This is a genomic window from Priestia sp. YIM B13489, assembly GCF_042787645.1.
Taxonomy (GTDB): domain Bacteria; phylum Bacillota; class Bacilli; order Bacillales; family Bacillaceae_H; genus Priestia; species Priestia megaterium.
Map to the genome: position 1 here is coordinate 146,605 of NZ_JBHZOQ010000053.1, position 25,940 is coordinate 172,544.

Here is a 25,940-nt window from a genome sequence, read left to right on the forward strand (position 1 = left end):
CCTCTCTAACGTCGTTTTTAGAATCTCTGCTATTGTATTTTTGTTTTTTCCTGCTTCTTTTCCATTTTTCGAATCCATCCAATCAGCATTCGGTTAAGATACGATTTTAACGTTACGCTAGTAAAAGTGTGATACCACATCCAGCCTGTTTTCCACTCGATGAGCTTCGTTCGTTTTTCAGCCCATAATTCAATAAAAAACATTGGAATCGTAAAAAGCACAATTTTATATAAAACTTTTAACCCTTTATCGTAATACGTAGCTTGATTAATCATGACGGATATCATAGGATACAGTAAAAAGTCGAACAACACGTTAATTCTAAACTGCTTTTTCAATAAGCGAGTTGGATATCGAAGAAGGCCGTGAGTTACAATAAATTTATCAATAATACCATTTGTTAAGGCGTTAAATACATAGGCCAGCAGCCAGTCTTTAATCGGTGGTTTTCTAAATAAAAAAGGGAGAATTCCCAGGGCGATAAGTAGCATTACACGTAAAAATTTCACTTCAAACTTTTTATTTCTCATCACCTTTTCGCTCCTTTCACCAAGTGTTGTTAGCCTACCCTCATGTCAATTGGCAGCTTGAGACGGCTGTTCTCACCACGCTCAATTATTGCTTATATTAATTTATAAAGATACGCAGCAGCGTCTAATGTAAATTTTCCGTACATAACCCCTAAGTTCACGTTATCCTTACATACGTAAATGTTTGTTTTAGTTTTAAGTTCTTTGAAGAGATTTATACATGTGGTTGAGACATGAAAAAAGCCCAACTTTAATCAGTACGGGCTTCTTCCTCCACCTATTGTGTTTTTTTAAACGTTACCATCCAGCTACAAATCCATCCGTTCGTGATTCACTTCCTCCGCATAGCACGCCGCTTTCAGGATCTCTCCAAATAATCTGTCCGCGCCCAAATGCCATTGAATCCACGGCTACTTCAATTTTATGTCCCTTTCGTTCAAGCGCTTGTGCTACGTGTGAGGGAAAAGCTGGCTCCACAAGCACCGTTTTATCTTTTTTCCACTGCCATCTTGGCGCGTCTAAAGCGGCTTGAGGATGAAGCTGAAAGTCAATCGTATTCATGACAACTTGCATATGTCCCTGCGGCTGCATAAAACCTCCCATCACGCCGAACGGTCCTACGGGCTCCTTATTTTTAGTGAGAAAGCCTGGAATAATGGTATGAAACGTTTTTTTATTAGGAGCAAGGCAGTTATCGTGATTAGGGTCCATTGAAAAATTATGGCCGCGGTTTTGCAAGGCAATTCCCGTTTCTGGCACAACGATTCCAGAACCAAAGCCCATATAATTACTTTGGATAAGCGAAACCATGTTTCCTGCTTCATCAGCCGTTGCTAAATACACCGTTCCGCTTCCGACAGGTTCTCCCGCTTCAGGCTGAAGAGCATGTTCTTTTATAAGACTGCGGCGATAGCCTGCATATGTATCAGACAGCAGCTCACTAACAGACACGCTCATTTTTGCTTCTTCCGTAATGTATTTTTCTCCGTCCGCAAACGCAAGCTTTATCGCTTCTATTTGTTTATGATACGTATTCACGGCATCTTTTTCTTGAAGCTCAAAGCCTTTGACGATATTTAATGCCATTAACGCAATAAGCCCCTGACCGTTCGGAGGAATTTCCCACACATCATATCCACGGTAGTGAGCGGAAATCGGGTTCACCCACTCAGGCTCATAAGCAGCCAAATCTTCCTTGGATAAAAAGCCGCTATATTTTTTGCTGAATGCACCAATACGATCCGCAAGCTCACCTTTATAAAACGCTTCTGCATCTGTTTCGCCAATGAGCTGAAGCGTACGGGCATGATGGATGGATGACCACATTTCTCCTGCTTTTGGTGCTTGTCCATTTGGGGCAAACGTTTGAAACCATGACTCAAATTCTCCGCTTGTATGTAGTCGTTTGAACGTATCGTACGCTTGTTTCCATTGTTTCGCAAGAGTAGGCGCTAGCGGAAATCCTTCTTTGGCGTACTGAATAGCAGGCTGCAGTACTTGAGAAAGAGGCAGTTTGCCAAATCGCTTCGATAAAGCAGCCCAAGATGCCGGAGCCCCAGGAACCGTAACGGGAATCATTCCGTACTTAGGAATATCTCTGTATCCTTTTTCCTTTAGCGCATCAATGGAAATAGACCGCGGAGAAGGTCCGCTGGCGTTTAGTCCATACAGCTGATTATTTGTCCAAACAAGCGCAAACGCGTCTCCTCCGATTCCATTAGATGTGGGCTCTAATACAGTAAGGCTCGCTGCTGTGGCGATTGCTGCATCAATGGCATTGCCTCCTTTTTTTAAAATATCAAGGCCTGCCTGCGCTGCGAGCGGCTGAGATGTAGATACCATTCCTTTTTTTGCATAAACGGGAACTCGGTAAGATGGATATGGATGATAATGCGGATCATAGGTCATAAAAGCGCCTCCTTTTTTAGATATTTTAATTTTCCGAATAATATAACTCCTTTATTTTACCATATTCATAACCTATCGGCTTTTTTTATCTTAGAATGACATGACTCCTTTTACCTAAAATTGGTATACTGATAGAGTAGAAGAATCGCCAAGGAGGATGATGTATGAAAAAAGTAAAAGCTGCCCTTCCACTCGCTGTTTCTTTAGCACTCGGGCTTCAAGTACTTCCTATGTCCACTTCACCTGTTCAAGCTGAAGCAGCGGCAAATGCTGCTCATCACTCAGCAAAAGTTGAAGTCAAACGAGCAAACGCATTTTTAACGAATGTCGCCAACGGCAAAACCAAAGAAGCTAAGCGCCATTTTTCCCGCAGCCTGCAGTTAAAAATGAGTGAAGACAACCTAAAAACATGGTGGTCAGCTCTAACGGCTCAGCTTGGTGCTGTAAAAAAGATTGGGACAGCTGTACAAGGTGAAGTCAATACGGTTCATCGAAATATAGAAATCCCAATTGAATTTGAACACGTATCAGCTACTTTAACCGTTCGATTTAGTCAAAATCGTCAAATTGATGATTGGCGAATCGTACCGGAGGAGCGCCAGTTTTCGTTTTCCACACCGCCTTATGACACCCCTAAGAACTACAGTGAAAAACAGCTTTCAATCGGCAAAGCACCTTACGAACTTCCAGCAACGCTTACTCTTCCAACACGTTCAAAACATCAAAATGTACCCGTTGTCATATTCGTTCACGGATCAGGACCTTCTGATCAAGATGAAACGTTTATGAGCTTAAAGCCGTTTCGAGATCTGGCTTCTGGACTGGCTTCTCAAGGAATCGCCGTTTTACGCTACAACAAGCGTACATACGAACATACAGCTAAAATGTCCGGTGAAAATAAAATAAACGTCGACGATGAAACAACGGATGATGCCGTACTCGCAGTGGAAGCAATGGCGAAACAAAAAGGCATCGACAGCCGCAATATTTTCATACTAGGACACAGTCAAGGCGGCATGATGATGCCCAGGATTTTAAATCACACGCCGGATAAAAGCGTGCGCGGCTCTATTTTACTTGCTGCACCGAGCCGCACACTTCCAGAGTTAATGCTTGAACAATTTGCCTATCTTGTATCGCTGAATCAGCTTCCGAAAGAGCAGCTTGCTTTTTTCCAGCAGCAGTTTGCCATTTTACAAGACCCAAGCTTTTCACCAGCTCAGCCGCCAAAAGAATTTCTGCTTGGCACGCCTTATTTTTGGTATGACGTAGCTCACTGGCACCCTGCAGAAGTCGCAAAATCTCAGGACACGCCTCTGCTTCTTTTACAAGGAGCACGTGATTATCAAGTAACGACCGAAGATTTTGAAGGCTGGAAACAAAGCTTATCTCAGCGTTCCAACACTTCTTTTAAGCTTTATCCAAAGCTCAACCACTTTTTCACAGAAGGAACTGGTGAAAAAAGCACGCCCGATGAATATGCTGTTTCAGCCAACATTCCTTCTTATGTCATTGATGATATTGTCAAATGGGTTCGTGAAACACAAAAGTAAAGAAACAAGGCGCTGTTTTATCAGCGCCTTGTTCTCTTATTCATTAAACCTGCCCATTACAACCGTACTATAGTACTTGCCGTCAGACAGCATCTTGTCATTTTTTAATACTCCTTCCATTTCAAACCCGAATTTTGTATATAAATCAATCGCTTGTTTATTGGTCTCTAGCACATTCAGCGTTATTTTCTTCATGCCCGCGCTATCTGCCCACAGTATGGACTGCTGTAAAAGCTCTTTGCCAATTCCATATCCCCACCATTCTTTTGCGATGCATACGCCAAACTCTACTTTGTGGGCAAATCGTTTCAAGTCATGACCTTCGCATCTTGAAAACCCGACAATTTTATTATGTACACTTGCTACTAAAAATAAGTTTCGTTTACTTTCTGTGTCACGTTGAATAAGTTTTTCAAAATCGGATTCGTCCATATACCCTTCTCCTGGTTCACGATCTAAGTTTTCCGTTTCTCCGTCTAGCTGAACTCTAAGGTGAGACAGTTCGTGTGCATCGCTGGTGTCAGCTGAACGAATGATGTACTGAAGTCCTTTTACATAGTAAATTTGCTGGCCGATGACCATCGTATCCCCCTCAAATGTCTTTATTTCATTAAATCTATTAATTGAATTTAATTTCCTTTAATATAAATATTATACATACAGAGATGAAAGAGAGTTGAACAAATTGCTCTGGTTACTGCTTTTGATCCTATACGGCATTTACAAGTTCTATAAATCAAGAAGACCGCTAACGAAGTTTGACCATTTTTATGAGAAAGCGTTTGAACTAGAAGAAAAAAAGCGCTATGAAGTGCCCTTGATATACGCAACCAAGGGATTGAACTCCATACCCTTACCGATTTAGAACGAGCAGATTTACATTTAGCAAACGGGCGTATGCTTTTAAAACTAAAGCAATACGAAAAAGCAACAAAACACTACGACGCATCATTTAAACTAGCAAAATATGAAGAATTCCCTTACTCAGAAGGATTTGACGAAGTCATTGAAGCCTACTTGTATGCGGGGCGTAAAGAAGATGCGCTGATAATAACCAACGACATGTTAAAACGGCAAAGCTATGATCAAAAATTTAAAAAGCTAGAGCTTTTAAAAGAAAAGCTTCTTTCATATGAAGACTCATGGTAAAATTAAACAAATGAAAGCGTATTATTAAGAGCGTAAGAGCGACTGAGGTGAGTATAGTGATTATAACCATTATTGTAGGAGTGCTGGGTCTAATTGGTTTAATTGCAGCAGGATTTGCGACGAATTATAAGGATACGAAGTAAAAATACATAAAAAAGAACAAGAACCTATTTGGTTCTTGTTCTTTTTTTAACGAGCCAATAGCTTTTCTGTTATGCGCAAAAACATCTTTACTCCAATTTCAAGCGAGTCTTCATCTACCGTAAACTTCGGATGATGATGAGGATATACGATGCCTTGTTCTTCATTTCGTGCTCCGATGTTAAAAAATGCTCCTTCCGTTTCCTGCAGATAAGCTGAAAAATCTTCTCCTCCCATTTTAGGAGACAGCGTCTTTACACGTTCTTCTCCATATTCTTCGATAGCTGTTTCTTCAATTAACCTTGTAATTTCTTCAGAATTAATGACGGGATGATAGCCTTTTTTATATGTGAAGGTGTACTCTGCACCGTAGGCCTCTGTTAGTCCTTTTACCATACGGTCAATTTGTGCCGGAACTTTTTCTCGCAGCGCCGCGTCAAAGCTGCGAACGGTACCGTTAAGCTCCACTTTATCAGGAAGTACATTGTGCGTAGTTCCTCCGTGAAATTGTGTAACCGATACGACTAATTTATCAATTGGATTGGTCGTTCTTGAAACAATCGTTTGAAGGTTCGTCACAATTTGCGCTCCTACAACAATAGCATCAACTGCTTCGTGAGGCGCTGCGGCGTGTCCTCCTTTTCCTTTAATCGATATATTAAACGTGTCAGGCGAAGCCATCATAGGACCTGCAAGCACGCCGATTTCTCCGATGGGAAGACCAGAATTCAAATGCGTGCCAATTACGTAATCCACCCCTTCCATCGCGCCTTCTTTAACAAGCTCCTGTGCCCCTCCTGGCAGCAGCTCTTCCGCGTGTTGAAAAATCAAGCGGATTTCTCCTTTAAATTCATTTCCTAACTGAGAAAGAACAGAAGCTACTCCTAATAAAATAGCCGTATGACCGTCATGTCCGCATGCATGCATCACGCCTTTATGAACCGAGGCAAATGCAAACGTGTTTTCTTCTTCAATCGGCAGCGCGTCCATATCCGCCCGGATCGCAACCACTTTTCCCTCTTCTTTTCCTATTAATCTAGCCACCACGCTTGTTGGGGTAGGACGAGTAATGATAAAGCTTCCAAACGAACGAAGCGTATCTTCAACAAACTGAGACGTTCGGTGTTCTTGAAACGATAATTCAGGATAGCAATGAAAATGTCTTCTCCACTCAATTACCTGCTTTTTCAAGCTTTCTGTGACGCTGTATTCACTGATTAATTTGACTGTCATACACATACTCCTCCTTTGTTTGACTATATCGATTGGCTGGAACGGAAAGGTTCAAATTTCCTCGCAGCGTATTGCTTTCATATGAAGTGTCGTAAAGGCCACGCTCTTGTAAAATAGGCACCACTTTTTCCACAAACTGATGAAACGTATCGCTCATAAACGGACGAAGCACAAATCCATCCGCTGCTTCCTGCTCATGCCATTTTTGCATTTCATCCGCTACGTGTTCGGGTGTTCCTGAAAACGGCGAACGCGGCAAAATTGTTTCAAGCGCCACTTGTCTTAACGTTAACTTTCGAGCAGCCGCCGCTTGTTTAATTTTATTTGTCGTACTTTGAAAGGCATTTGCTCCGATATCCCCTAACTCTGGAAACGGTGCGTCTAGGTCAAATTGCTGAAAGTCGTAGTCATCAAAAAAACGAGCTAAATATGTAATGGCGTGATCAATTGGAATTAGCGCAGCAAGCTCTCCATATCTTCTTTCTACATCTTCCTCGCTATCTCCTATAATTAAATCAATACTTGGAAAAATGAGAAGCTCTTCGGGATTTCTCCCGTGATTTCTTGCTCTATTTTTCATATCTTGATAGAATGCCTGCGCTTCTTCTAGTGTATGTGCATTTGTATAAATCGCATCGGCATTCTCTGCTCCGAATCCTCTTCCTCTTTCTGACGAACCTGCTTGAAACACAACCGGATGTCCCTGCTTTGAACGAGCAATATTTAACGGCCCTTGAACTTGAAAATGCTTGCCTTTAAATCCAAGCGTATGCATTTTCTTTGGATCAAAAAACTGACCGGTTTCTTTTTTATAGATAAAAGCATCGTCTTCCCATGAATCCCACAGTCCTTTTACTACGTCGAGATGCTCTTTTGCAATTTCGTATCGTTCGCTGTGAAGAGGAAGATACCCTCTCCTGTGATTGCGCGCTGCCCCTTCTTGCGGAGAAGTAACTACGTTCCACCCCGCTCTCCCGCCGCTTATATGATCAAGAGACATCAGCTGACGAGCGATTGTAAAAGGCTCACTGAAACTTGTTGAAACCGTCCCGACCAGTCCGATGTGACTCGTAGAAGCAGCGAGAGCTGACAGCAGCGTAATGGGCTCAAAACGATTTAAAAAGTGAGGAATAGACTTTTCAGATATGGCTAATCCGTCCGCAATAAAGATAAAGCTGAACAGTCCTTTTTCCAATATACGCGCTTGTTTCTTATAAAACTCAATATTAATGCTTGCATCAGGCTCTGCGTCCGAATGTCTCCATCCATCCGTCGTACTTCCAAGGCCTTTAATATTTGCTCCTAGCTTTAGCTTTCTTTTTTCACTCAACGTATACTTCCTCCTTTTTATGACAAATAAAAAGAGATGCTTTGATTGTTCAAAGCATCTCCAGTCGTCTGGTCGATCAGTTTTTAATAGATGTTTAGTTGACTTATCTGCATGTTATACCTACTATCCAGGTAAGTCAAATTAGCTTTTTAAATATGTGCTTTTATTTCTTTAAAACTATAGCTACATTTCCTATTTTACGCACATTGCTTTCATAACAGCTCTCCTTTTTTCACTAGAGTTCAATATATGTTTATAAACTATGCTCGTCGAAAGCTATTCTTTCACATTTTATAAAGAACGCCGGTGAATCTACTATCACATATGGTAAATAAAAGGATATTGCTATAAAATAAGTATAAAAACAGAAAGCGTGGTACGTGTTATTGTTTAAACTTCTTTTAATTGAAGATGATGTAACGCTGTTTAACGAACTGAAAGAACGGTTGGAGCAATGGTCTTATGATGTTTACGGCATTCGTGATTTCAGTAACGTTATGCAGGAGTTTAGCGAGGTAAAACCTGATTTAGTTATTATGGATATTCAGCTGCCGAAGTATGACGGGTTTCACTGGTGCAGAATGATTCGTTCTCATTCAAAAATCCCTATCATTTTTCTATCTTCACGTGATCATCCTTCTGATATGGTAATGTCTATGCAGTTCGGAGCCGACGACTTTGTGCAAAAGCCGTTTCATTTTGATGTGCTTGTAGCAAAAATACAGGCCCTTCTCCGCCGCGTATATAATTACAGCGTTGAACAAGTAAACCTTCTTTCATGGCAAGGAGCTACGATTGATTATGAAAAAAACAAAGTATCAACCGAATCTACAGCTATCGATTTAACCAAAAATGAAATCTTTATTTTAAAATGTTTAATACAAAAAAAGAATATGATTGTAAGCCGAGATGAACTGATTAATAGTTTGTGGGAAGATAAACGGTTTATCAGTGACAATACGCTGACGGTAAACGTCAATCGCCTGCGAAAAAAATTAGATGAAATTGGACTTGGAGCTTTTATTGAAACAAAAGTCGGCCAAGGCTACGTAGCCATTGAAGAGGAACGCTATGATTAAACTCTTTATTCGCGAGCGTTTAAGCTGGATCTTTTTCTTTTTCATCATGCATTTTTTTATGCTTTTTATCGCGTATATTGATGAATCCATTCCTCTGTCTTCGATTCTCTATATCGTGTTTTTATCATCGATTATCTTTCTTATTTTCTGCGTCTTCCGCTATCACAAAGAAACGAAATTTTATCAAAAACTAAAAGATGAAGAAGACTTCTTTGATTCTTCTACTCTTTCTCATCCGCTGCGTCCGTTTGAAAAGATTGTTCAGCGAAACCTGATGCAACAATTAGAACAAGCGAAAAAAGATGGCGTGCAAACTCTGCTGCACGTGACGCAGGAAAAAGATGAACTGTTAGCTTGGATTCACGAAATTAAAACGCCGTTAACTGCGATGCATTTAATAATTGAACGCTTAGAAAATCGAGAAGTTAAAGCAAACTTGAAGTTCGAGTGGCTACGCATTCACTTTTTGCTTGATCAACAGCTGCATCAAAAGCGCATTTTCTTTATCGAAAATGATATGTATATTGAACATCTTGATTTAGAGTCCCTTATTTTCACTGAAATCAAGACACTGCAAGCTTGGTGCATGCAAAAAAATATTGGGTTTGATGTGGACCTACAGGCAGAACGTGTACTGTGTGACGCAAAGTGGCTTTCGTTTATTATGAGGCAGCTGTTAACAAACGCAGTCAAGTACAGTGAAGAATCTGATGTGATGATTAGAAGCTACGAGCACCGCGGTCAAGTATACATCGAGGTAAAAGATAACGGACGGGGCATTTCTCCTCAAGATATGCCGCGCATTTTTGAGAAAGGTTTCACCTCAACTACGCAGCATGAAGACAGCCGCGCTACAGGCATGGGCTTATATCTCGCTCAAAAAGCTGCGCACGCTCTTTCTATTCACATTGGCGTGCAGTCTGCCCTTAATGAAGGCACAACGTTTACACTTGCCTTTCCTAAATCAAATGATTTTGTGGATATGAAAAGCATGTGACAAAAATGTCACATGCTTTCGTTATTTGTTCGGTGAATCAAAGGAAAAGCTAAAGCCCTTTTTTTATAATAAACGTATCAGATCAAAGGAGTGAGTACATATGAACGTATTAGAAGCAACTAATATTCATAAAAGCTACGGAAATAAATTTAATAGACAAGAAGTATTAAAAGGCGTAGACATTACGATTATGAAAGGAGAATTTGTAGGAATTATGGGCGCTTCAGGATCAGGCAAGACGACTCTTCTGAACGTGCTTTCCTCCATTGACAAAATCAACGGAGGAACCATCAAAATCGAAGGAAATGAAATTAGCAGAATGAAAGAAAAGCAGTTAGCAAACTTCCGAAAAACACATTTAGGCTTTATTTTTCAAGACTATAACTTGCTCGATACGCTGACAGTAAAAGAAAATATCCTCTTGCCTCTTTCTGTTGCAAAAACTCCTTCAGCAGTAGCTCACAAAAAATTTGATGCGCTTGCCAAACAGCTCGGCATCTATGAGCTGAAAGACAAATATCCAAGTGAAATTTCCGGGGGACAAAAACAGCGTACTTCCGCTGCAAGAGCCTTTATTCATGAGCCAAGCATGATTTTTGCTGATGAACCCACAGGTGCTCTTGATTCAAAAGCGGCCAGCGATTTGCTAAACAAACTGACCGAGCTTAATGACAAAAGAAGCGCAAGTATTGTGATGGTAACGCATGACCCAGTGGCAGCCAGCTATTGCAGCAAAGTCATTTTTATAAAAGACGGACAAATTTATACGCAGCTGTACAAAGGCGATCAAACGCAAAAAGCCTTTTTTGACGATATTATGAAAACGCAAGGCGTGCTAGGCGGAGTTCAACATGAACATTAATCAGCTGATTTTCCGCAACTTCAAAAAGAATGTAAAAAATTATTATTTATACGTTTTTGCACTAATTTTCAGCGCGGCTTTATATTTTGCTTTTGTAACGCTGCAGTATGACCCCGCTCTTGATGCAACCAAAGGTTCGATTAAAGGAGGCGCAGCGGTTCGGGCCGCTTCTGTTTTACTTGTAGCCATTGTTTCTATCTTTCTATTATATGCAAATACGATTTTTATTAAGCGGCGCAGTAAAGAAATTGGCTTATTTCAGCTAATTGGCATGACCAAAACAAAAATTTTCCGTATTTTGACGGCTGAAAATTTTATGTTGTATTTTGCCTCACTGATTATCGGCATTTTAATCGGTTTTTCGTTTTCAAAAGCGGTCATTATGATTTTGTTTAAAATCACGGATACAAAAGGCATTGCCAAGCTTCATTTTTCCGAAGAAGCCTTGATTCAAACGCTGATTGTGTTCGGCGCTATCTATTTGCTGATTATGACGATGAATTATCTTTTTATTAAAAGACAGACCATTTTGGCTTTATTCCGAGTTACTTCATCGACAGAAGGCAAAACAAAAAAAATCAGTATACTTGAAATTATTATTGGAATTCTTGGCATTATTTTTATCGCTTCAGGCTACTATATTTCTGCTAAATTGTTTGACGGATCTTTTACAAGCATGAATGCTTTGTCTATCGCAATGGTATCCATTTTAGCTTCGGTTATCATCGGAACCTATTTGTTTTATAAAGGCTCAGTTCGCTTTTTATTAAATCTCATGCGAAAAAGCAAAAATGGCTACTTGACGATTAACGACGTATTATCTCTTTCTTCCATTATGTTTCGGATGAAATCAAACGCGTTATTACTAACGGTTATTACAACCGTATCCGCTCTTGCTATCGGTTTTTTATGCTTGAGCTACATTTCCTATTACTCTGCTGAAAAGTCGGCTGGAGACTATGTACCTAACGATTTTGCTATCAATAATTCAAAAGACGCTGCTTCATTTAAAGCCGCACTGGATCGAAAGAAAATAGCCTACACGGAAAAAAAGATCGACGTCATCCAAGTAAAAGCAAACGTAAAAAACATCTTAGAAAATGATTTGGAAAGCCCGATGGTGGATTCGTCCGCTATGATTTTTCCGATGGTTAGTGAAACATCCGTTAGTGGTGTAACCATAGCTCAAAATGAAACTTTATTTACCGGCTCTAATGATATGCTTCAACAAGCAATGGCATTTAAAGACTCCGGACAAATTGAGCTAAAAGGAAAGAAAAAAGTCGTCCCGCAAAAGTTTATAGGTTTAAACCGAAAATTTATCTTATCTACCTATTTTACAAGCGGTATGCCTGCTGCCATTGTAGATGATGCTGTATTTAATGAGCTAAAAAAGGATGCGGATCCTTCTATTCAAAAAGAATCTTCTGTCTACACTGGGATAGACATATTAAATGAAGATAACTTACCAAAAGCAAATGCGCTTTTCGGAGAGATAAAATTTAGCGATAATAGCTTAAATAACTCGCGTATAGAAATGGCAACGAATCAAAAACAAAATATGGGTCTAATCATGTTCATTGTTGCTTTTCTAGGACTGGCATTTCTAATTACATCAGGCTGCATTCTTTACTTTAAGCAAATGGACGAAAGTGAAGATGAAAAGCCAAACTATACGATTCTTAGAAAATTAGGCTTTACCGAAAAAGACTTACTAACTGGCATAATGATTAAGCAGCTTTTTAACTTCGGCATCCCGTTAACTCTAGGCTTGCTTCACAGCTATTTTGCCGTACAGTCCGGCTGGTTCTTATTTGGAACTGAACTTTGGATGCCTATGATTATCGTGATGATTGTCTATACTGCCCTGTACTCTATTTTTGGTATTTTATCTGTTCTTTACTATAAAAAAATTATTAAAGAGGCTCTTTAACGATCAAAAGGCACAAGCTAGAGCTTGTGCTTTTTATCTTTAAATGCCATTAATTGCTGGCATTTTCTTTATTTCCCTGACTGGCTGCATGTAAAAACCCTTCTAGTCGCTTTTTGACAAACGGCCACTCGTCGTCAATTATACTGAAGATAACCGAATCTCGTACGTATCCATCAGGTAAAAGCATATGTTTTCTGCTGATGCCTTCCTGGGTAGCCCCTAACCGTTTAATAGCAGCTCTGGACCTATTGTTTCGTACATCCGTTTTGAATTGAACGCGGTGAAGCTTCAGCTCTTCAAAACAGTATTTTAACAATAAATACTTACACTCCGTATTAACCCGGGTGCGCCACACGGACGGATGGTACCACGTCCAACCTATTTCTACGCTTTTGTTGGGAAGTGATATATCTAAAAATCTCGTGCTTCCTACAATTGAATGTGACTCTATATCAAACACAGCAAAAGGCAGCTCTCTTCCCTCTTGCTTTGCTTTTAAAGCACTTTCAATCAGCCGTTTCATATCACTTAGACTATGAACTTTTACGGGGAGATGCTCCCAAATTTCTTTCGGTTTTGCAGCTTCATAGAGTCCTTGCTCATGCATTTTCCCAAGCGGCACTAGCTTTACCACTGTTCCTGCAAGCTCAACTGACTGTAACATAATCTCGCTCCTTTTCGGTACATTTAAAGTAAATGTTAATACATGTATATGTACTGAAAAAGAGTCAGTTTCTGCTTATTGTAAGGTATCACTTTCAGAATACATAGCTAGTGATCAGCTAATTGTTTTTCGAGAAAATCACTTATTGTTTGCAAGGCTTGGTCTGCTGATTCTTTATTAAAGGTTTGTGAAAAAGGATTCATAAAACCATGAACGCCATAAAACTTTTTGATTTCCAAAAGCGGCTCTCTTTTTTGCTCTAATGAATTTATTAAAGAGTCTACATTAAATGTTTGCTCTTCAGCAGGAAAAATAAGAAGAGTTGGGCAAACAGGACTTCTATTTACATAATCTCTAATGCGTGATCCGTAACAGCCAATCACAAAGTTACACAAATTGCTTTCACTGCATAGCCACGACATTGCCGCTCCTACACTGAAGCCTATAACTCCTACTTCTTCATATTCTTGTTTTAGTTGAATTAACATGTTAGTAATTTGTCTTGAACCCTCATCAATACCAATGTTTTGAACAAAGTTTTGATAAGCCATTCCTTCTTCTTCATAGCTATAAGGAGCGTCTTTAGATAATAAGTTAGGACAGATAATATCTGCCTCTAACTTAGACAATTTCTCTTTCATCCACTTCATATGATCATTCACACCGTATATTTCATGAATTAATAAAATCGCTTTATTTGATTTTTCCATTACTTTTATAAAACAGTCGTTTCCCTTGTCAATTCACGATGCAATACGTCTCCCATGCGCTTCATGCCTTCAACGATTTGTTCAGCAGACATATTAGAATAATTCAAGCGCAGCGCATTGTTTCTTGTGCCGTTTGGAAAGAATGGCGTTCCAGGCACACAGGCTACGTTATTTTTTAGACATTCTGAAAAGATATGTGCTGAATCGATTCCTTGGGGCAGTTCCACCCAAATAAACAATCCGCCTTCTGGCTTACTGTAAGACAAATTCTCAGGGAAAAATTCTTCGATGCACGATAGCATTTGGGTACATCGCTCTTTGTATACGGCTTTAATTTTTTGAATGTGCTCTTCGATATCATAAAGCTCCATGTACTTAGCCGTTACGCGCTGAGCAAAGCTGTCCGTATGCAAGTCAGCCACTTGCTTAAACGCTACGTACTTATCAATGAAAGCTTCGTCTGCACATACCCAGCCGATTCGAAGACCTGGCGCAAAAATTTTAGAGAATGTGCTGATGTAAATCACTCTGTTTTCTGTATCAAAATGCTTAACCGGGGGCAGCGCTTCTCCTGCAAATCGGACTCCTCCGTACGGATTATCTTCTACAATCAGCACGTCGTATGCGTTCGCAAGTTCGATCATTCGCTGACGTCTTTCTCGCGTTAAGGTGCGCCCTGTAGGATTTTGAAAATCAGGAATCGTATAAATAAATTTAGCCTGTGGATTTTCCTGAAGCTTTTTCTCTAGCTCTTCCATAATCATTCCGTCTTCGTCCATGTCTACTTCTACAAACGTCGCATTGTAGGATTTAAATACGTTAATGGCTGCTAGGTACGTTGGGCTTTCACAGATTACCACGTCTCCGTCATTAAGAAACAGTCTTCCGGTCAGATCGATTGCCTGCTGAGATCCGGACGTAATTAAAATGTTCGAAACCGTGGACTCAATGCCGATGTCCTGCATTCGTTTAGAAATTGCTTCTCGTAAAGGGATATACCCCTCTGTTGTACTATATTGAAGCGAAGCGGCTCCGTCTTCATTTAATACGGCGCGGCACGCATCGTTCATTGCTTCAACGGGAAATAGCTCCGGTGCTGGAAGTCCTCCTGCAAACGAAATGACTTCTGGTCGTTCCGTTACTTTTAAGATTTCACGCGTTTCAGAGGATTTTACAAGACTAGCTCGTTGGGCAAATTTATCTTTCATTGATGATCATTCCTTTTCTAGATTTTAAACTTTTAATAACGAGTTAATTATTCGAATAGTCAGAAAAATAGAAACAGAAGCCTTTAAAGATACCTTTTTAATAGACAACCAGCATCTGCTTGCTCTCTGACTCTTCATTTCTTCTTGATGTTACGTTCTCCTTTCGGTACATATTTTTCTCATTCACTATTTGTAATACAAATCAAAGGTCGTACGATAATTATGGCCTTGTATTTAATGTATGTTAAAAAGGATAACATAAAAATCAAATAAATAAACAATAAATTCTATAAATTCTTAATTTTTTATGCAAATATATTTATCTTAGTAAATTATTTTGTAAGATCCCTTCCCTTTTCATTGACCTACCGTGCAAAACCCTTTATAATCCTTATTAACTCGATAAGATTTAAAGGTTTTAGTACAGGAGTGATGAAAAGTGAAATGGCTTCATTTGCTGTTTAATGAACGATGTCCTAAATGCAAGCAAGTGTTAAATACATCAAAATCCAATGCGCTTCGCTCTACTGTTGTAAAAGTATGTCCGTCGAACCACTATCAAAAAGAATTTCATCCTGCGCTTGAAACGTTTGTGGAAAGTGATGAAGTGCTATAAAAAAGCTAAAGCTATGGGAACCCATAGCTTTAGCTTTTTTATAGCAGCCCCCACCAAATCTTAATTGCCGTTGTTAAGATTAAACCGGCAAGGATCCACTGAAGCACTTTTGTATTCATTTTCTGCCCCGCTTTTGCACCGATTGGAGAGGCAATCAGGCTTGCCGCCACTAAAATAAGTGCAGGTATAAATGGGATTTGATGCGTTATCAGCTTGCCAACCGTCGAACCAATGGAAGAAATAAAGGTAACGGCTAGTGAAGTTGCGATGGTAATTCGAGTTGGAATTTTAAGCACCACGAGCATCACAGGAACTAAAATAAAGGCTCCTCCTGCTCCTAACACGCCTGCTACGGCTCCGATAAGCAGTGATAAAATAGAAGCTAACCCTTTATTGAATTGAAGTTCGCCTTCTTTTATCTCATCTAAATTTTTCTTTGGAATAAACATCATAATAACCGCAATAAGAGCTAAAACTCCATATACAACATTTAATCCTTGTTCATTCATATAATGTGAGCTGTAGCTTCCAAGCATGCTTCCGATTAGAATATTGCTGCCCATATATAAAATTAATGATTTGTTTAAAAATCCGCTTTTTCGATACGCCCATACGCCGCCTATTGTCGCAAAGAACACTTGAACAGCTCCTGCACCTGAGACTTGATGAGCCGTTAATGCTCCTACTCCTACTAATGGAGGAATATATAACAGCATCGGATAATTAATAACAGACCCGCCAATACCGACCATACCGGAAATAAACGACCCAATAAATCCAATAAGAAAAAGCGTGATGATAAATGTAAGATCCATCTATAGTCGCTCCGTTTCATATAAGGAAAGGGTACCTTTTACAAGAGATACCCTTTTCGTCCATTATTTCTTATCCTTTTTTAATCCAAAACTTAAAAACGTCGCCTTCTTCTGTATGAAGAAGCTCGTGACCGCCAGATTTTGCCCAGGCTGCAAGATCGTTTTTTGCCCCTTTATCCGTTGCATGAATTTCTAACACTTGACCTGCTTCAAGTTCATTCATTGCTTTTTTTGTTTTAACAATCGGCATTGGACATGCCAGCCCTTTTGCATCTAGTACTTTAGTTGATTCCATTTCTCTCTCTCCTTTGTTTAAGCTGAACTTTTTACTTAGCGAATCGCACAGCGGTTTGGTCCAATTTCCATTTCACGCTGTTTTTCTTCATCTGGACTTACTTTCCCCATATTGGTTTCACGGATTTCTTGATATGCATTTGGCTGCGGCGGTAAATTATCTGTTACTAAGTTTCTGAACTCTGCTTCGTCTTTGATGTTTAATCCATGATTTTTCGCAAACAAAGTACCTAACTTTTCAGCTACGCTGCCGTTATCATTTAGCTCATCAATAATCATAAAATGAGCTGGCAATACGATTAACTCATCTGATAATGCTTTATAGCGTTTATAAAGCGTCTCGCGAAGATCGCCTACCCAGTCTTCAGCCATACCAGCTAAATCAGGACGTCCAATTGAATCGATGAACAAAATATCACCTGAAAGTAAGTATTGATCGTCTACGATAAAAGAAGTTGATCCAATCGTATGACCCGGTGAATAAAGAGGCTGAATCGTAATCATTGTGTTACCAATCACGACATCACTGCCTTCTTCTAACGCCTTGTAGTCAAAAATCACTTCTTCTGCATCTTTTGGAGGCAGCCAGTACGCTGCATTTGTTGCTTCAGCAATAACTCTTCCTCCTGAAATGTGATCTGCATGAAGGTGCGTATCAAACACATGCTTAACAGTGACACCAAGTTCTTTGGCAAAGTTAATATACACATCCGCCATACGCGTCGCATCAATAATAGCCGCTTCACCGTTTGATACGATCATATAAGATAAACATCCTTTACCGATACGAACAAACTGATAGATCTCTCCGCCATCTTTTAAATCTCCGACTTTAACAGGCTCTAAATATTCACTCCACGCTTTCATACCGCCTTTAAGGTACGATACGGTAAGCCCCTCTTCTGAAAGCATGTCAGCTACCATCACGGATGAACCTTCTTTGGCGCAGACAACTAATACTTCTTTATCAGAAGGGATTTTTTCTAAGATTTCTTCTACTCCGTCTAAAAGATCGAAGTATGGAACATTTAAATGCTGAAATTGATGACCTTCGATTTTCCAATCGCTAAAATCACTTTCGTTACGAACGTCCAAGATAAATAACGCTTCTTTATTGATAATTTTAGATGTAACTTCTTTTGCAGTAAGTACATGTACTGTCATATTAAAATACCTCCTATAGTATTTTTTCAGTTATAGTCATTCGTTAAAATTAAAAGGTTAATGACACATTTGCATCTTTGGCGAAATCTAAAAACGTAACAGCTCCGCCTACTTCAATACCGTCTACAAAATCTTCTTTTGTTAATCCCATTACATCCATTGTCATTTGACAGCCAATGAATTTAACACCCATTTCTTGCGCCATTTCAACAAGCTCCGGAATAGACGGGACATTTGCTTTTTGAAAACCTTCAGCGAAATGCTCTTTCCCTGCAGGCATAGTTAATTGTTTATGTCCCTCTCTATGAATAAGATTTAACCCTTCAAATGTAAAGAAAATCGATACTTCTTGATCGCTTGCTGCCGCCGCAGTGGCAATGTTAAATACTTTATATGCATCAAATAATCCACCGTTTGCTGCGATAATTGCTACTTTTGAACTCAATTTAGTTCCTCCTTTATTTGGTTATTTACTCTGTTTTACCTGTCCAGTCACGCATACCAGGAACCACATTAATTAAGTTTTTAAACCCTTGCTTTTTCATCGTTTGCCCTGCCATTTCACTTCGTCTTCCAGAGTGGCAAATAATGTAAATTTTATTCTCTTTATTTAGCTCATTCGAACGTTTTTCTACTTCACCAAGCGGAATATGAACTACGCCTGGAATATGAGCTTCATCGTATTCTTCTACTTCACGAACGTCTAAAATATGAAGATGTTCATCATTCTCTACTTTTTTCGCAAATTCTTCTAATGAAATTTCAGGAATTGGCGTTACGTTTTCTTCAGCGCCGCCTTTACGAAGAAAGTGGTGAAGAACGTCACCTGCTGCCTCGGTACCTAAATACTCATGACCTGTGCTTTTTGCCCACGCTTGTAAGTCAGCCGTAGAGCCTTTATCCGTTGCTTGAATTTCTAGTACTTGACCTGCTTCTAATTCATTCATTTTCTTCTTTGTTCTTACGATTGGCATTGGGCATGCTAACCCTTTTGCATCTAATACGAAGTTTGCTTGCATCATTTCTTTTTCCTCCTTGGTTTAAATACTAGTAGGGGTATATTTTTATCTAAAAAAATTAGACCGTTTCCCCTTTCCATTCCATCATTCCGCCTGTCATATTCGTTACATTGTAGCCTTGCTGCTCAAGAAAACGAGCTGCCATTCCGCTTCTGCCTCCAGAACGACAGACAACAATGTAGTGGTTTGTTTTGTCTAACTCATGCATACGGAATTCTAATAAAGGAAGCGGGATATTTAACGCGTTTGGAATTTTACCTATTTTTACTTCCTCTACTTCACGCACATCTAAAATGTGAATTTGTTCTTGTTTTTTTACTAATTGTTCTACTTCTTGTGCCGCTATTGTCTTCACGCTACGTCTCCTCCTTCTTGATTTATCTCCACGTATTCATGCCGCCTTTAATGTTGGTGATAGATGTAAAACCTTGCTTTTTCAAAAGCTTACTTGCTTTCATACTTCTCATTCCGCTTTGACAAATAACGACTACTTCTCTGTCTTTTGAAAGCTGGCCTGTTTGCGCAGGCAGTTCTGGTAAAGGAATGTTTCGAAATCCTTTAATGTGTTCAGTCCGAAATTCATGCGGTGTTCGCACATCGATAAACTGTTTATGTTTATTTTTTAACTCTGCTTTTAATTCCATCGTCGATATTTGCTGTATTCCTTTTACTGGTGCAAAACGCTGATACAAAAACCACAAAAGAAAGACGATAATAAGCGCATTGATAATCATATTAACCCTCGCTTCATTGAGTTATCTTTTAGATGAATAAGTTTACGTTTCCGTCTTCTGCGTCGGCTAAATACGCCGCTACGCCCGCATATTCAATATTATCTAGCAGTTCTTTTTCCTGTAATCCTAGAAGATCCATCGTCATCGTACAAGCCACTAGCTTCACATCTTGTTCTTGTGCCATTTCGATAAGCTGCGGCAGCGTTAGAGCATTATGCTTTTTCATTACGTTTTTAATCATTTTAGGTCCCATACCTGCAAAGTTCATTTTAGATAAGCCCATTTTATCCGCACCGCGCGGCATCATTTTGCCAAACATCTTTTCTAAAAATCCTTTTTTCACCGGCACCATTTCTTCTTTACGAAGCGCATTCAATCCCCAAAACGTATGGAATATCGTCACTTCATGGTCATAAGCAGCCGCTCCGTTGGCAATAATATAAGCTGCCATCGCTTTGTCATAATCACCGCTAAATAATACAATTGTTGTTCGTTTCTTTTGTTCAGTCATGTTGTTCCTCCTACTACCCTATGGGGTATATTTGTTTTTAAAAAAAATTAGGCTTTTTGAATGTAAAAGATAAATGTACTGCCTTCTTCTTTAAAATCAATAAGTTCGTGTCCTGTTGATTTTGCCCACGCTGTTAAATCACTTTTAGCACCTTTATCTGTCGTTTGCACTTCTAATACTTGGCCTGTTGTTAAAGTATCCATTGCTTTTTTTGTTTTTACGATTGGCATTGGACAAGCTAATCCTTTTGCATCTAAGACATGATCAATTTTCATCGTATTTCTCTCTCCTTTTTATATACGTATACCTGTAAGGGTATATTATACTAAATAATGATATTCGTCAACAAGGTGACAATGATTAACGACTTTTCACTAACAGCTGTACAGCTTCTTTCACTAAACCTTCCGTTGGCTCTCCTTGCTCCAGGCTTTCTCTGACGCACTGTTCAAGATTGCTGCTCACAATAACTCCCATTGTGCGATCAATGGCACTTCTTGCAGCAGATAATTGAGTCACGACGTCTCGGCAGTCTTTTCCTTGCTCCATCATGCTAAGCACGCCTTTTAGCTGCCCTTCAATTCGGCGCAGGCGATTTTTCACCTGTTGGTTATACTCCATAATCAAATACCCCTTTCTTTCCTTTACTTTTACACTTACATGCTGCTAACTCATAGCTGCGTACTTCAAAACCTTTTTTTCGTAAGAACCTTACGCCCAAATTTAACTCCACTCTATCTCCGGCAATCAGATGAACACTGCCCTGTGGAATTTCTGAATAAAAGCGTTTTAGATACGCATACGGAATAACTATACCAATAGAATCGCGAACTTCATGGTAATGACGAATATCTACAACCGTTCGCCCAAGTTCTTTTGCTTCAGATTCACGTATGCACTGTATTCCTTTAACGGGATAATAACGTCTGTATGCAATAAATAAAATAGCAAGCAACAACACTGCTATATAGAGCATAACAATCACCGCCTTGCTATTGAATTAATGTTGTTTACACGCTCTATATTATACCCCTACAGGTATATTGTCAAGCGAGAAAATTATATTTAATTTTGCTCATTTACATAGTTGCTTTACCTCGAACTAGTCCATTTTATACAGCTTAGGCATTATGAATGTTGGTCTTTAACTCGCTTTATATATGTACCCCCTACCCTATTGACCAAACATATTTTTCATCATCGTCGCTCGTATACAGCGCTGAAAATCAAGCTTACTGCATCATTCACGTCTACACACAAAAGATCCAGTTCCCAAGGAGAACCGGACCTTTTATGGTAAAAAGCTGATTAGCTTTGATGATAAATATTATGCCATTGATTCCACGAACTGTGTGGATGCTGCTGGTGCCACTGATTCCATGGCACATATGGATTTTGCTGATGCCATTGATTCCACGTACCGTGCGGATACTGATGATGCCACTGATTCCAAGGTGTGTATGGATGTTGTTGATGCCATTGATTCCATGTGCCGTGCGGATACTGTTTATGCCACTGCTCCCACGGTACATGAGGATGTTGCTGATGCCATTGATTCCACGTGCCTTGAGGATGCTGATGATGCCATTGTTCCCATGGAATATAATGTTGCTGTCCTTGATGCATATTTCGTCAACTCCTTTTCCTTTGCCACATCATATGTTCTTTTTAGAATTTAGAGCTTATCTATTTTAAAATATAGGCGTTTGATTAATTATGAATTAAATTACGTATTTCTTCTCTTTACTTATAGGCATGAGCTCTTGTTTTATAAGTGGAAGCACGTATTTATGTAGAAGTATAGAATGAATATTTCTTATGATTCACCTTATTGCTAATAATATTTCTTTCAGGGGTCTATGTTTTTTGGGATGCATTTGTCTTCCCATGAAAAAAACACCTTCTCATTCGAGAAGGTGTTTAAGAATTAACCTACAATATTGTAACCAGCGTCTACGTGTACGATTTCTCCCGTTACGCCGCGTGAAAGATGGCTCAATAATACAACCGTCATGTCGCCAACTTCTGCTTGCGTTACGTTACGCTTAAGAGGTGCTTTTTCTTCAACTTTGTGAAGAATTTGGTTAAAGTCAGAAATGCCTTTTGCTGCAAGCGTACGAATTGGACCTGCTGAAATAGCATTTACGCGGATATTGTCTTTTCCTAAGTCTAATGCTAAGTATTTTACTGAAGACTCAAGCGCTGCTTTCGCTACGCCCATTACGTTATAGCCTTCAACTGCGCGCTCTGCACCAAGATAGCTCATCGCTACAAGAGAACCGCCTTCTGTCATAAGAGGTTTTGCTGCTTTTGCTACCGCGATAAATGAATAAGCGCTTGTATCTTGAGCAAATGCATATCCGCTTCTTGATGTATTGATGAACTCACCGTTTAAATCCTCTGAGTGAGCAAACGCAACAGAGTGAATCACTCCGTGAACTGTGCCTGCTTCTTCTCCGATTTTCTTGAACGCTGCTTCAATGCTTTCATCGCTGTTCACGTCACATTCAGCAATTAGTGATGCTTGAATTTCATTTTTTTCTAGCAGCTTGTTCAATTTTCCTAGTGAACGTTCTTTACGGTATGTAAAAATTAAGTTTGCTCCTACTTGGTGAAGGGCTTTTGCAACACCCCAAGCAATACTTCTGTCGTTGGCAACTCCCATGATCACAATGTTCTTGTTCTTTAATTGTAATAAATCTTCCATATTATCCTCCAAAAAAAATTAGTCATCAATGATGACTAATAGGTAATTGTATAGCTTTATTATAGCACAAAGATGCGCTTAGTTCCTAAGAGTCTTATGAATTAACCGATTTTGCTCTATAAATAATCTCCTACTTATCCGAATCCTGCAGCCATGCTTGTGTTGTTTCAGCAAATTTTTTGGCTGCAGGTGAAAGATGATAACGAGTAGCTAGACCAATTGAACGGTAGCTGTCTACTTGAAACGGAATCGCACGCAGCTCTTGCGGGATCGAATCCAAAAGCATTTCAGGTAAAATGCTAATTCCTAAGTGATGCGTAACCATCGATAAAATAGCACTTTCATCCATTAATTCAAAACGAATGTCAGGCTGAATGCCACGTTCCTCAAACAGTTGCTTAATATCATGATAACCGCCGTATGTCGGCATAATAAACGGTTCTTTCTCTAGATCTTCAAAAGAAACGGTTTTCTGATGGTATAGAGCACTTTGATTCGATACGACGCACAGCAGCCGGTCTTTTTTTAAAGAAATAATATGAAATTGACTTGAATGCGTAATGTTGATAAAGCCGCAGTCTATTTCTCCGCTCAGCAGCCACTGTTCAATTTCAAGGTAGTCGCCTTCCTTGAGCTGAATTTGAATGTCAGGGTAGTTTTTCTCCATCAGCCGAATAATTTCAGGAAGCCATTTGGTTGACACGCTTTTAAAAATACCGATTTTAATCATTCCTTTTGCAAGACCCAATAGGCTGGCTGCTTCTTGATGAACTTTTTCATTTTCTTGCAGCACTTTCCGAATAGCAAGCAGCATCGTTTCGCCTTCTGTTGTTAAGGTAATCCCCGCCCTGTTTCGATTTACAAGCGGAAAGCCAAATTCCGATTCAAGATTTGTAATGGCATGACTGACCGCTGACTGCGTGAGCGCCATCGCATCTGCCGCTTTTGTAAAGCTTTGCAATTCCGCTACTTTGTTTAAAATTTCGTATTTTACTAAGCTCATTTTACCCCGCCTCAACATGAATTTAATTCATGCTCATCATTATAAAGATTCATTTTATTAATATCAAATTCCTTTGTATACTGTGAGTACATGATAAACAATGGAGGGTTGAACGTGAGTTACCGCACACGAGCAAATATGATGATGATTGGGGTAAACGTATTTTGGGGTATGTCGTACGTGTTTATGAAAATGGGGCTGAGTTCACTCGGATCATTTACCATTATTGCGCTTAGATGTTTGATTGCTTTTTTCATTGCCGGGCTGTTTTTTCATAAGCCTTTACGGCAAATCACGCGCAAAACGATTTTATCATCCGCTATTTTAGGCTTTTTACTGTTTTCCGTTTTTGCATTTGTCACGTTTGGCGTCAGCATGACGTCTGCTTCAAACGCCGGATTTCTTGTCAGTTTAACGGTCATTTTTGTTCCGTTGCTCCACTGCTTGTTAGTGAAGAAGCTTCCTTCTTGGCCGATTGGGCTTGGTGTTATCACTACCCTAACCGGTATAGGTGTTTTAACTTTAAAGCACTCCTTTCATATGAATGCTGGTGATTTACTTTGCATCGGGACCGCACTATGTTATGCCATTCATATTACGTTAACTGGCACGTTTACAAAGAATGAAAATCCAATTGCTCTCGGCATTTTACAGCTGGGCTTTGCTGGATTATTTGCACTGATTTGCAGCTTTTTATTTGAACACCCTAGCATCCCAACTACTTTATCATCATGGATTGCAATATTAGGTCTTGGCGTTTTTTGCAGCGCGATTGGATTCATTTGTCAAGCCATTGCCCAGCGCTACACAACTCCTACTCACACAGGACTTATTTTTGCAACGGAGCCTATTTTTGCTGCGCTGTTTGCCGTTCTTTTTTTGCATGAGCTGTTTACGCTTAAAGAACTGATTGGTTCTGTTATTGTGGTTGCGGGGATTTTAATTGCTCAGTTAGACAATTTGCTACTTAAAAAAAGAGTTCATTATCAAGAGACATTGCCAAAGTAAAAGCCGCTAGATTTATGAATCTAGCGGCTCACTTTATACCTTATATGTATAAAACTTCTTATCTACGTTCATCACCGGGAAATTCTCAGGCAGCTTTTCTTTCTCTATATGTTGAAACCCATTTTTCTCATAAAATCGATGAGCAGCTCTATATTGTAACGTGGTTCCTAAATATATTCTTTCCACTTCTCTCTCTTTTGCCCACGCGATGGCTGTATGCAATAACCGGTGAGCTGTTTTCAAGGTTGCTCCTCTATAAGACTTTGCTACAAACATTTTCCGCAGCGCTACTTGACGGCTGCCAATGTCTATTAAAGCTACGCTTCCTACTACTCTTTCGTTGCAAACAGCAACCCAGAAGTTTCCGTTTCCCTGTTGATAAAAGCTTTCGATTTCAAACAAATCAGGCTGATCTTTTTCCGTTATTGGAATTTGGTATTCTTGCTGCTGAATATGAAGAATTAAATCCACTACTTGCTGTTGATACTTGCTAGCATATGGCTCAATAATGATACTTTCACTCAAAACCTCCACCGCCTCTAATCAGTTTACTCCATCTTACTTTTGACTGTTTTTAATACTGCACAGCCTATGTTCATTATAAAACCAATCACAGCACCTGCAAGAATCGATATCACACCTACAGCGATAAAATTGCCTTTAGTCGGCTGAAATAAATTCATGGAAAGCAAACCAAACATAAAAAGCATGGGAATAAGATAACTCAGCATCTTTTTCAACTTCGCACCTCATTTCCTTATCTTTATAAACC

Annotated in this window: 32 protein-coding genes; 8 read left to right on the forward strand and 24 right to left on the reverse strand. The window is 39.5% G+C overall.

Translation table 11 applies throughout. The annotated features are described in order from the left end of the window. Nucleotides 1–29: 29 nt before the first annotated feature. On the reverse strand, nt 30–530 hold the full coding sequence (locus ACFX4W_RS06700) for a CBO0543 family protein (protein WP_043981343.1): 501 nt from the start codon (nt 528–530) through the stop codon (nt 30–32). A gap of 297 nt (nt 531–827) precedes the next feature. Continuing rightward, complete coding sequence (gene ggt, locus ACFX4W_RS06705) at nt 828–2,438, reverse strand: gamma-glutamyltransferase (RefSeq protein WP_280559997.1); 1,611 nt, start codon at nt 2,436–2,438, stop codon at nt 828–830. Between the two features lie 164 nt (nt 2,439–2,602). Here ggt and ACFX4W_RS06710 point away from each other — a divergent pair, with 164 nt between their 5' ends. Further along, nucleotides 2,603–3,991, forward strand: a complete 1,389-nt coding sequence (locus ACFX4W_RS06710; protein ID WP_280559998.1) for an alpha/beta fold hydrolase — start codon at nt 2,603–2,605, stop codon at nt 3,989–3,991. A 36-nt stretch (nt 3,992–4,027) separates the two neighbouring features. Here the strand turns inward: ACFX4W_RS06710 and ACFX4W_RS06715 are convergent, their stop codons facing one another. Continuing rightward, on the reverse strand, nt 4,028–4,573 hold the full coding sequence (locus tag ACFX4W_RS06715; protein WP_280560000.1) for a GNAT family N-acetyltransferase: 546 nt from the start codon (nt 4,571–4,573) through the stop codon (nt 4,028–4,030). A gap of 315 nt (nt 4,574–4,888) precedes the next feature. Here ACFX4W_RS06715 and ACFX4W_RS06720 point away from each other — a divergent pair, with 315 nt between their 5' ends. After that, the gene (locus tag ACFX4W_RS06720; RefSeq protein ID WP_280560001.1) at nt 4,889–5,140 is read left to right on the forward strand and encodes a hypothetical protein; all 252 of its coding nucleotides are present in this window, start codon (nt 4,889–4,891) and stop codon (nt 5,138–5,140) included. Between the two features lie 189 nt (nt 5,141–5,329). Here ACFX4W_RS06720 and ACFX4W_RS06725 read toward each other — a convergent pair whose 3' ends face one another. Then, on the reverse strand, nt 5,330–6,514 hold the full coding sequence (locus ACFX4W_RS06725; protein ID WP_280560002.1) for a M20 family metallopeptidase: 1,185 nt from the start codon (nt 6,512–6,514) through the stop codon (nt 5,330–5,332). Beyond that, entirely contained in the window at nt 6,492–7,844 is a 1,353-nt protein-coding gene (locus tag ACFX4W_RS06730) for an LLM class flavin-dependent oxidoreductase (protein ID WP_280560003.1), read from the reverse strand. Before ACFX4W_RS06730 ends, ACFX4W_RS06725 begins: the two co-directional genes overlap by 23 nt. A 386-nt stretch (nt 7,845–8,230) precedes the next feature. Here ACFX4W_RS06730 and ACFX4W_RS06735 point away from each other — a divergent pair, with 386 nt between their 5' ends. The 4 genes from ACFX4W_RS06735 to ACFX4W_RS06750 all read left to right on the forward strand — a co-directional run bounded on the left by ACFX4W_RS06735 (nt 8,231) and on the right by ACFX4W_RS06750 (nt 12,715). Next, entirely contained in the window at nt 8,231–8,923 is a 693-nt protein-coding gene (locus tag ACFX4W_RS06735) for a response regulator transcription factor (RefSeq protein ID WP_043981636.1), read from the forward strand. Continuing rightward, complete coding sequence (locus tag ACFX4W_RS06740) at nt 8,916–9,920, forward strand: sensor histidine kinase (RefSeq protein ID WP_043981337.1); 1,005 nt, start codon at nt 8,916–8,918, stop codon at nt 9,918–9,920. The genes ACFX4W_RS06735 and ACFX4W_RS06740 overlap by 8 nt, the downstream gene beginning before the upstream one ends. Nucleotides 9,921–10,020: 100 nt before the next feature. Next, the gene (locus ACFX4W_RS06745; protein WP_043981336.1) at nt 10,021–10,782 is read left to right on the forward strand and encodes an ABC transporter ATP-binding protein; all 762 of its coding nucleotides are present in this window, start codon (nt 10,021–10,023) and stop codon (nt 10,780–10,782) included. Next, nucleotides 10,772–12,715 carry an ABC transporter permease gene (locus ACFX4W_RS06750; RefSeq protein ID WP_280560004.1) on the forward strand — a complete coding sequence of 648 codons (1,944 nt, stop codon included), beginning with the start codon at nt 10,772–10,774 and terminating at the stop codon, nt 12,713–12,715. The genes ACFX4W_RS06745 and ACFX4W_RS06750 overlap by 11 nt, the downstream gene beginning before the upstream one ends. Nucleotides 12,716–12,764: 49 nt before the next feature. Here ACFX4W_RS06750 and ACFX4W_RS06755 read toward each other — a convergent pair whose 3' ends face one another. The 3 genes from ACFX4W_RS06755 to ACFX4W_RS06765 form a co-directional block, all read right to left on the reverse strand. Further along, the gene (locus tag ACFX4W_RS06755) at nt 12,765–13,379 is read right to left on the reverse strand and encodes a GNAT family N-acetyltransferase (RefSeq protein ID WP_043981334.1); all 615 of its coding nucleotides are present in this window, start codon (nt 13,377–13,379) and stop codon (nt 12,765–12,767) included. 107 nt (nt 13,380–13,486) lie between these two features. After that, nucleotides 13,487–14,089, reverse strand: a complete 603-nt coding sequence (locus ACFX4W_RS06760; RefSeq protein WP_280560005.1) for a dienelactone hydrolase family protein — start codon at nt 14,087–14,089, stop codon at nt 13,487–13,489. 5 nt (nt 14,090–14,094) lie between these two features. After that, the gene (locus ACFX4W_RS06765) at nt 14,095–15,297 is read right to left on the reverse strand and encodes an aminotransferase-like domain-containing protein (RefSeq protein WP_043981332.1); all 1,203 of its coding nucleotides are present in this window, start codon (nt 15,295–15,297) and stop codon (nt 14,095–14,097) included. A gap of 439 nt (nt 15,298–15,736) precedes the next feature. Here ACFX4W_RS06765 and ACFX4W_RS06770 point away from each other — a divergent pair, with 439 nt between their 5' ends. Beyond that, nucleotides 15,737–15,913, forward strand: a complete 177-nt coding sequence (locus ACFX4W_RS06770; RefSeq protein WP_165592324.1) for a hypothetical protein — start codon at nt 15,737–15,739, stop codon at nt 15,911–15,913. 38 nt (nt 15,914–15,951) lie between these two features. Here the strand turns inward: ACFX4W_RS06770 and ACFX4W_RS06775 are convergent, their stop codons facing one another. The 14 genes from ACFX4W_RS06775 to ACFX4W_RS06840 form a co-directional block, all read right to left on the reverse strand. Continuing rightward, complete coding sequence (locus ACFX4W_RS06775; RefSeq protein WP_043981331.1) at nt 15,952–16,728, reverse strand: sulfite exporter TauE/SafE family protein; 777 nt, start codon at nt 16,726–16,728, stop codon at nt 15,952–15,954. 70 nt (nt 16,729–16,798) lie between these two features. Further along, complete coding sequence (locus ACFX4W_RS06780; RefSeq protein ID WP_013058035.1) at nt 16,799–17,023, reverse strand: sulfurtransferase TusA family protein; 225 nt, start codon at nt 17,021–17,023, stop codon at nt 16,799–16,801. Nucleotides 17,024–17,058: 35 nt separating this feature from the next. After that, nucleotides 17,059–18,186 carry an MBL fold metallo-hydrolase gene (locus tag ACFX4W_RS06785; protein ID WP_280560006.1) on the reverse strand — a complete coding sequence of 376 codons (1,128 nt, stop codon included), beginning with the start codon at nt 18,184–18,186 and terminating at the stop codon, nt 17,059–17,061. Between the two features lie 49 nt (nt 18,187–18,235). After that, on the reverse strand, nt 18,236–18,631 hold the full coding sequence (locus ACFX4W_RS06790) for a DsrE/DsrF/DrsH-like family protein (protein WP_043981329.1): 396 nt from the start codon (nt 18,629–18,631) through the stop codon (nt 18,236–18,238). 25 nt (nt 18,632–18,656) lie between these two features. Next, on the reverse strand, nt 18,657–19,208 hold the full coding sequence (locus ACFX4W_RS06795; protein ID WP_043981328.1) for a sulfurtransferase TusA family protein: 552 nt from the start codon (nt 19,206–19,208) through the stop codon (nt 18,657–18,659). Between the two features lie 55 nt (nt 19,209–19,263). Further along, nucleotides 19,264–19,560 (reverse strand): rhodanese-like domain-containing protein, encoded by a 297-nt coding sequence (locus ACFX4W_RS06800; RefSeq protein ID WP_043981327.1) that lies wholly within the window; start codon nt 19,558–19,560, stop codon nt 19,264–19,266. A 22-nt stretch (nt 19,561–19,582) separates the two neighbouring features. Then, nucleotides 19,583–19,939, reverse strand: a complete 357-nt coding sequence (locus tag ACFX4W_RS06805; protein ID WP_237074350.1) for a rhodanese-like domain-containing protein — start codon at nt 19,937–19,939, stop codon at nt 19,583–19,585. A gap of 28 nt (nt 19,940–19,967) precedes the next feature. Next, nucleotides 19,968–20,450: a DsrE/DsrF/DrsH-like family protein gene (locus tag ACFX4W_RS06810; RefSeq protein WP_013058040.1), complete on the reverse strand. Its 483-nt coding sequence runs from the start codon at nt 20,448–20,450 to the stop codon at nt 19,968–19,970. A gap of 47 nt (nt 20,451–20,497) precedes the next feature. Further along, nucleotides 20,498–20,725 carry a sulfurtransferase TusA family protein gene (locus ACFX4W_RS06815; RefSeq protein WP_237074349.1) on the reverse strand — a complete coding sequence of 76 codons (228 nt, stop codon included), beginning with the start codon at nt 20,723–20,725 and terminating at the stop codon, nt 20,498–20,500. Nucleotides 20,726–20,810: 85 nt separating this feature from the next. After that, on the reverse strand, nt 20,811–21,071 hold the full coding sequence (locus ACFX4W_RS06820; protein WP_028409367.1) for a metal-sensitive transcriptional regulator: 261 nt from the start codon (nt 21,069–21,071) through the stop codon (nt 20,811–20,813). Further along, nucleotides 21,061–21,426 (reverse strand): hypothetical protein, encoded by a 366-nt coding sequence (locus ACFX4W_RS06825; RefSeq protein ID WP_057234884.1) that lies wholly within the window; start codon nt 21,424–21,426, stop codon nt 21,061–21,063. Before ACFX4W_RS06825 ends, ACFX4W_RS06820 begins: the two co-directional genes overlap by 11 nt. 332 nt (nt 21,427–21,758) lie before the next feature. Further along, a complete protein-coding gene (locus ACFX4W_RS06830) occupies nt 21,759–22,076 on the reverse strand; it encodes a hypothetical protein (RefSeq protein ID WP_025750968.1) in 318 nt (105 codons plus the stop codon). A gap of 301 nt (nt 22,077–22,377) precedes the next feature. Next, nucleotides 22,378–23,157: an enoyl-ACP reductase FabI gene (gene fabI / locus ACFX4W_RS06835; protein ID WP_014459159.1), complete on the reverse strand. Its 780-nt coding sequence runs from the start codon at nt 23,155–23,157 to the stop codon at nt 22,378–22,380. Nucleotides 23,158–23,287: 130 nt separating this feature from the next. Further along, on the reverse strand, nt 23,288–24,160 hold the full coding sequence (locus ACFX4W_RS06840; RefSeq protein ID WP_280560008.1) for a LysR family transcriptional regulator: 873 nt from the start codon (nt 24,158–24,160) through the stop codon (nt 23,288–23,290). 114 nt (nt 24,161–24,274) lie between these two features. On the opposite strand from ACFX4W_RS06840, the gene ACFX4W_RS06845 reads away from it, so the two are divergent. After that, nucleotides 24,275–25,168: a DMT family transporter gene (locus ACFX4W_RS06845; RefSeq protein ID WP_043981321.1), complete on the forward strand. Its 894-nt coding sequence runs from the start codon at nt 24,275–24,277 to the stop codon at nt 25,166–25,168. Between the two features lie 33 nt (nt 25,169–25,201). Here ACFX4W_RS06845 and ACFX4W_RS06850 read toward each other — a convergent pair whose 3' ends face one another. Both ACFX4W_RS06850 and ACFX4W_RS06855 read right to left on the reverse strand, forming a co-directional pair. Continuing rightward, the gene (locus ACFX4W_RS06850; protein ID WP_280560009.1) at nt 25,202–25,693 is read right to left on the reverse strand and encodes a GNAT family N-acetyltransferase; all 492 of its coding nucleotides are present in this window, start codon (nt 25,691–25,693) and stop codon (nt 25,202–25,204) included. A gap of 23 nt (nt 25,694–25,716) precedes the next feature. After that, nucleotides 25,717–25,899, reverse strand: coding sequence for a hypothetical protein (locus ACFX4W_RS06855; protein WP_280560729.1), 183 nt, complete (start codon nt 25,897–25,899; stop codon nt 25,717–25,719). Nucleotides 25,900–25,940: the final 41 nt, after the last annotated feature.

Coding starts and splice junctions, on each gene's coding strand:
- ACFX4W_RS06700 (WP_043981343.1), bottom strand. CDS start 530: ATGAGAAATAAAAAGTTTGAAGTGAAATTTTTACGTGTAATGCTACTT.
- ggt (WP_280559997.1), bottom strand. CDS start 2,438: ATGACCTATGATCCGCATTATCATCCATATCCATCTTACCGAGTTCCC.
- ACFX4W_RS06710 (WP_280559998.1), top strand. CDS start 2,603: ATGAAAAAAGTAAAAGCTGCCCTTCCACTCGCTGTTTCTTTAGCACTC.
- ACFX4W_RS06715 (WP_280560000.1), bottom strand. CDS start 4,573: ATGGTCATCGGCCAGCAAATTTACTATGTAAAAGGACTTCAGTACATC.
- ACFX4W_RS06720 (WP_280560001.1), top strand. CDS start 4,889: ATGCTTTTAAAACTAAAGCAATACGAAAAAGCAACAAAACACTACGAC.
- ACFX4W_RS06725 (WP_280560002.1), bottom strand. CDS start 6,514: ATGACAGTCAAATTAATCAGTGAATACAGCGTCACAGAAAGCTTGAAA.
- ACFX4W_RS06740 (WP_043981337.1), top strand. CDS start 8,916: ATGATTAAACTCTTTATTCGCGAGCGTTTAAGCTGGATCTTTTTCTTT.
- ACFX4W_RS06745 (WP_043981336.1), top strand. CDS start 10,021: ATGAACGTATTAGAAGCAACTAATATTCATAAAAGCTACGGAAATAAA.
- ACFX4W_RS06750 (WP_280560004.1), top strand. CDS start 10,772: ATGAACATTAATCAGCTGATTTTCCGCAACTTCAAAAAGAATGTAAAA.
- ACFX4W_RS06755 (WP_043981334.1), bottom strand. CDS start 13,379: ATGTTACAGTCAGTTGAGCTTGCAGGAACAGTGGTAAAGCTAGTGCCG.
- ACFX4W_RS06760 (WP_280560005.1), bottom strand. CDS start 14,089: ATGGAAAAATCAAATAAAGCGATTTTATTAATTCATGAAATATACGGT.
- ACFX4W_RS06765 (WP_043981332.1), bottom strand. CDS start 15,297: ATGAAAGATAAATTTGCCCAACGAGCTAGTCTTGTAAAATCCTCTGAA.
- ACFX4W_RS06775 (WP_043981331.1), bottom strand. CDS start 16,728: ATGGATCTTACATTTATCATCACGCTTTTTCTTATTGGATTTATTGGG.
- ACFX4W_RS06780 (WP_013058035.1), bottom strand. CDS start 17,023: ATGGAATCAACTAAAGTACTAGATGCAAAAGGGCTGGCATGTCCAATG.
- ACFX4W_RS06785 (WP_280560006.1), bottom strand. CDS start 18,186: ATGACAGTACATGTACTTACTGCAAAAGAAGTTACATCTAAAATTATC.
- ACFX4W_RS06795 (WP_043981328.1), bottom strand. CDS start 19,208: ATGATGCAAGCAAACTTCGTATTAGATGCAAAAGGGTTAGCATGCCCA.
- ACFX4W_RS06805 (WP_237074350.1), bottom strand. CDS start 19,939: ATGATTATCAATGCGCTTATTATCGTCTTTCTTTTGTGGTTTTTGTAT.
- ACFX4W_RS06810 (WP_013058040.1), bottom strand. CDS start 20,450: ATGACTGAACAAAAGAAACGAACAACAATTGTATTATTTAGCGGTGAT.
- ACFX4W_RS06815 (WP_237074349.1), bottom strand. CDS start 20,725: ATGAAAATTGATCATGTCTTAGATGCAAAAGGATTAGCTTGTCCAATG.
- ACFX4W_RS06820 (WP_028409367.1), bottom strand. CDS start 21,071: ATGGAGTATAACCAACAGGTGAAAAATCGCCTGCGCCGAATTGAAGGG.
- ACFX4W_RS06825 (WP_057234884.1), bottom strand. CDS start 21,426: ATGCTCTATATAGCAGTGTTGTTGCTTGCTATTTTATTTATTGCATAC.
- ACFX4W_RS06830 (WP_025750968.1), bottom strand. CDS start 22,076: ATGCATCAAGGACAGCAACATTATATTCCATGGGAACAATGGCATCAT.
- fabI (WP_014459159.1), bottom strand. CDS start 23,157: ATGGAAGATTTATTACAATTAAAGAACAAGAACATTGTGATCATGGGA.
- ACFX4W_RS06840 (WP_280560008.1), bottom strand. CDS start 24,160: ATGAGCTTAGTAAAATACGAAATTTTAAACAAAGTAGCGGAATTGCAA.
- ACFX4W_RS06855 (WP_280560729.1), bottom strand. CDS start 25,899: ATGCTGAGTTATCTTATTCCCATGCTTTTTATGTTTGGTTTGCTTTCC.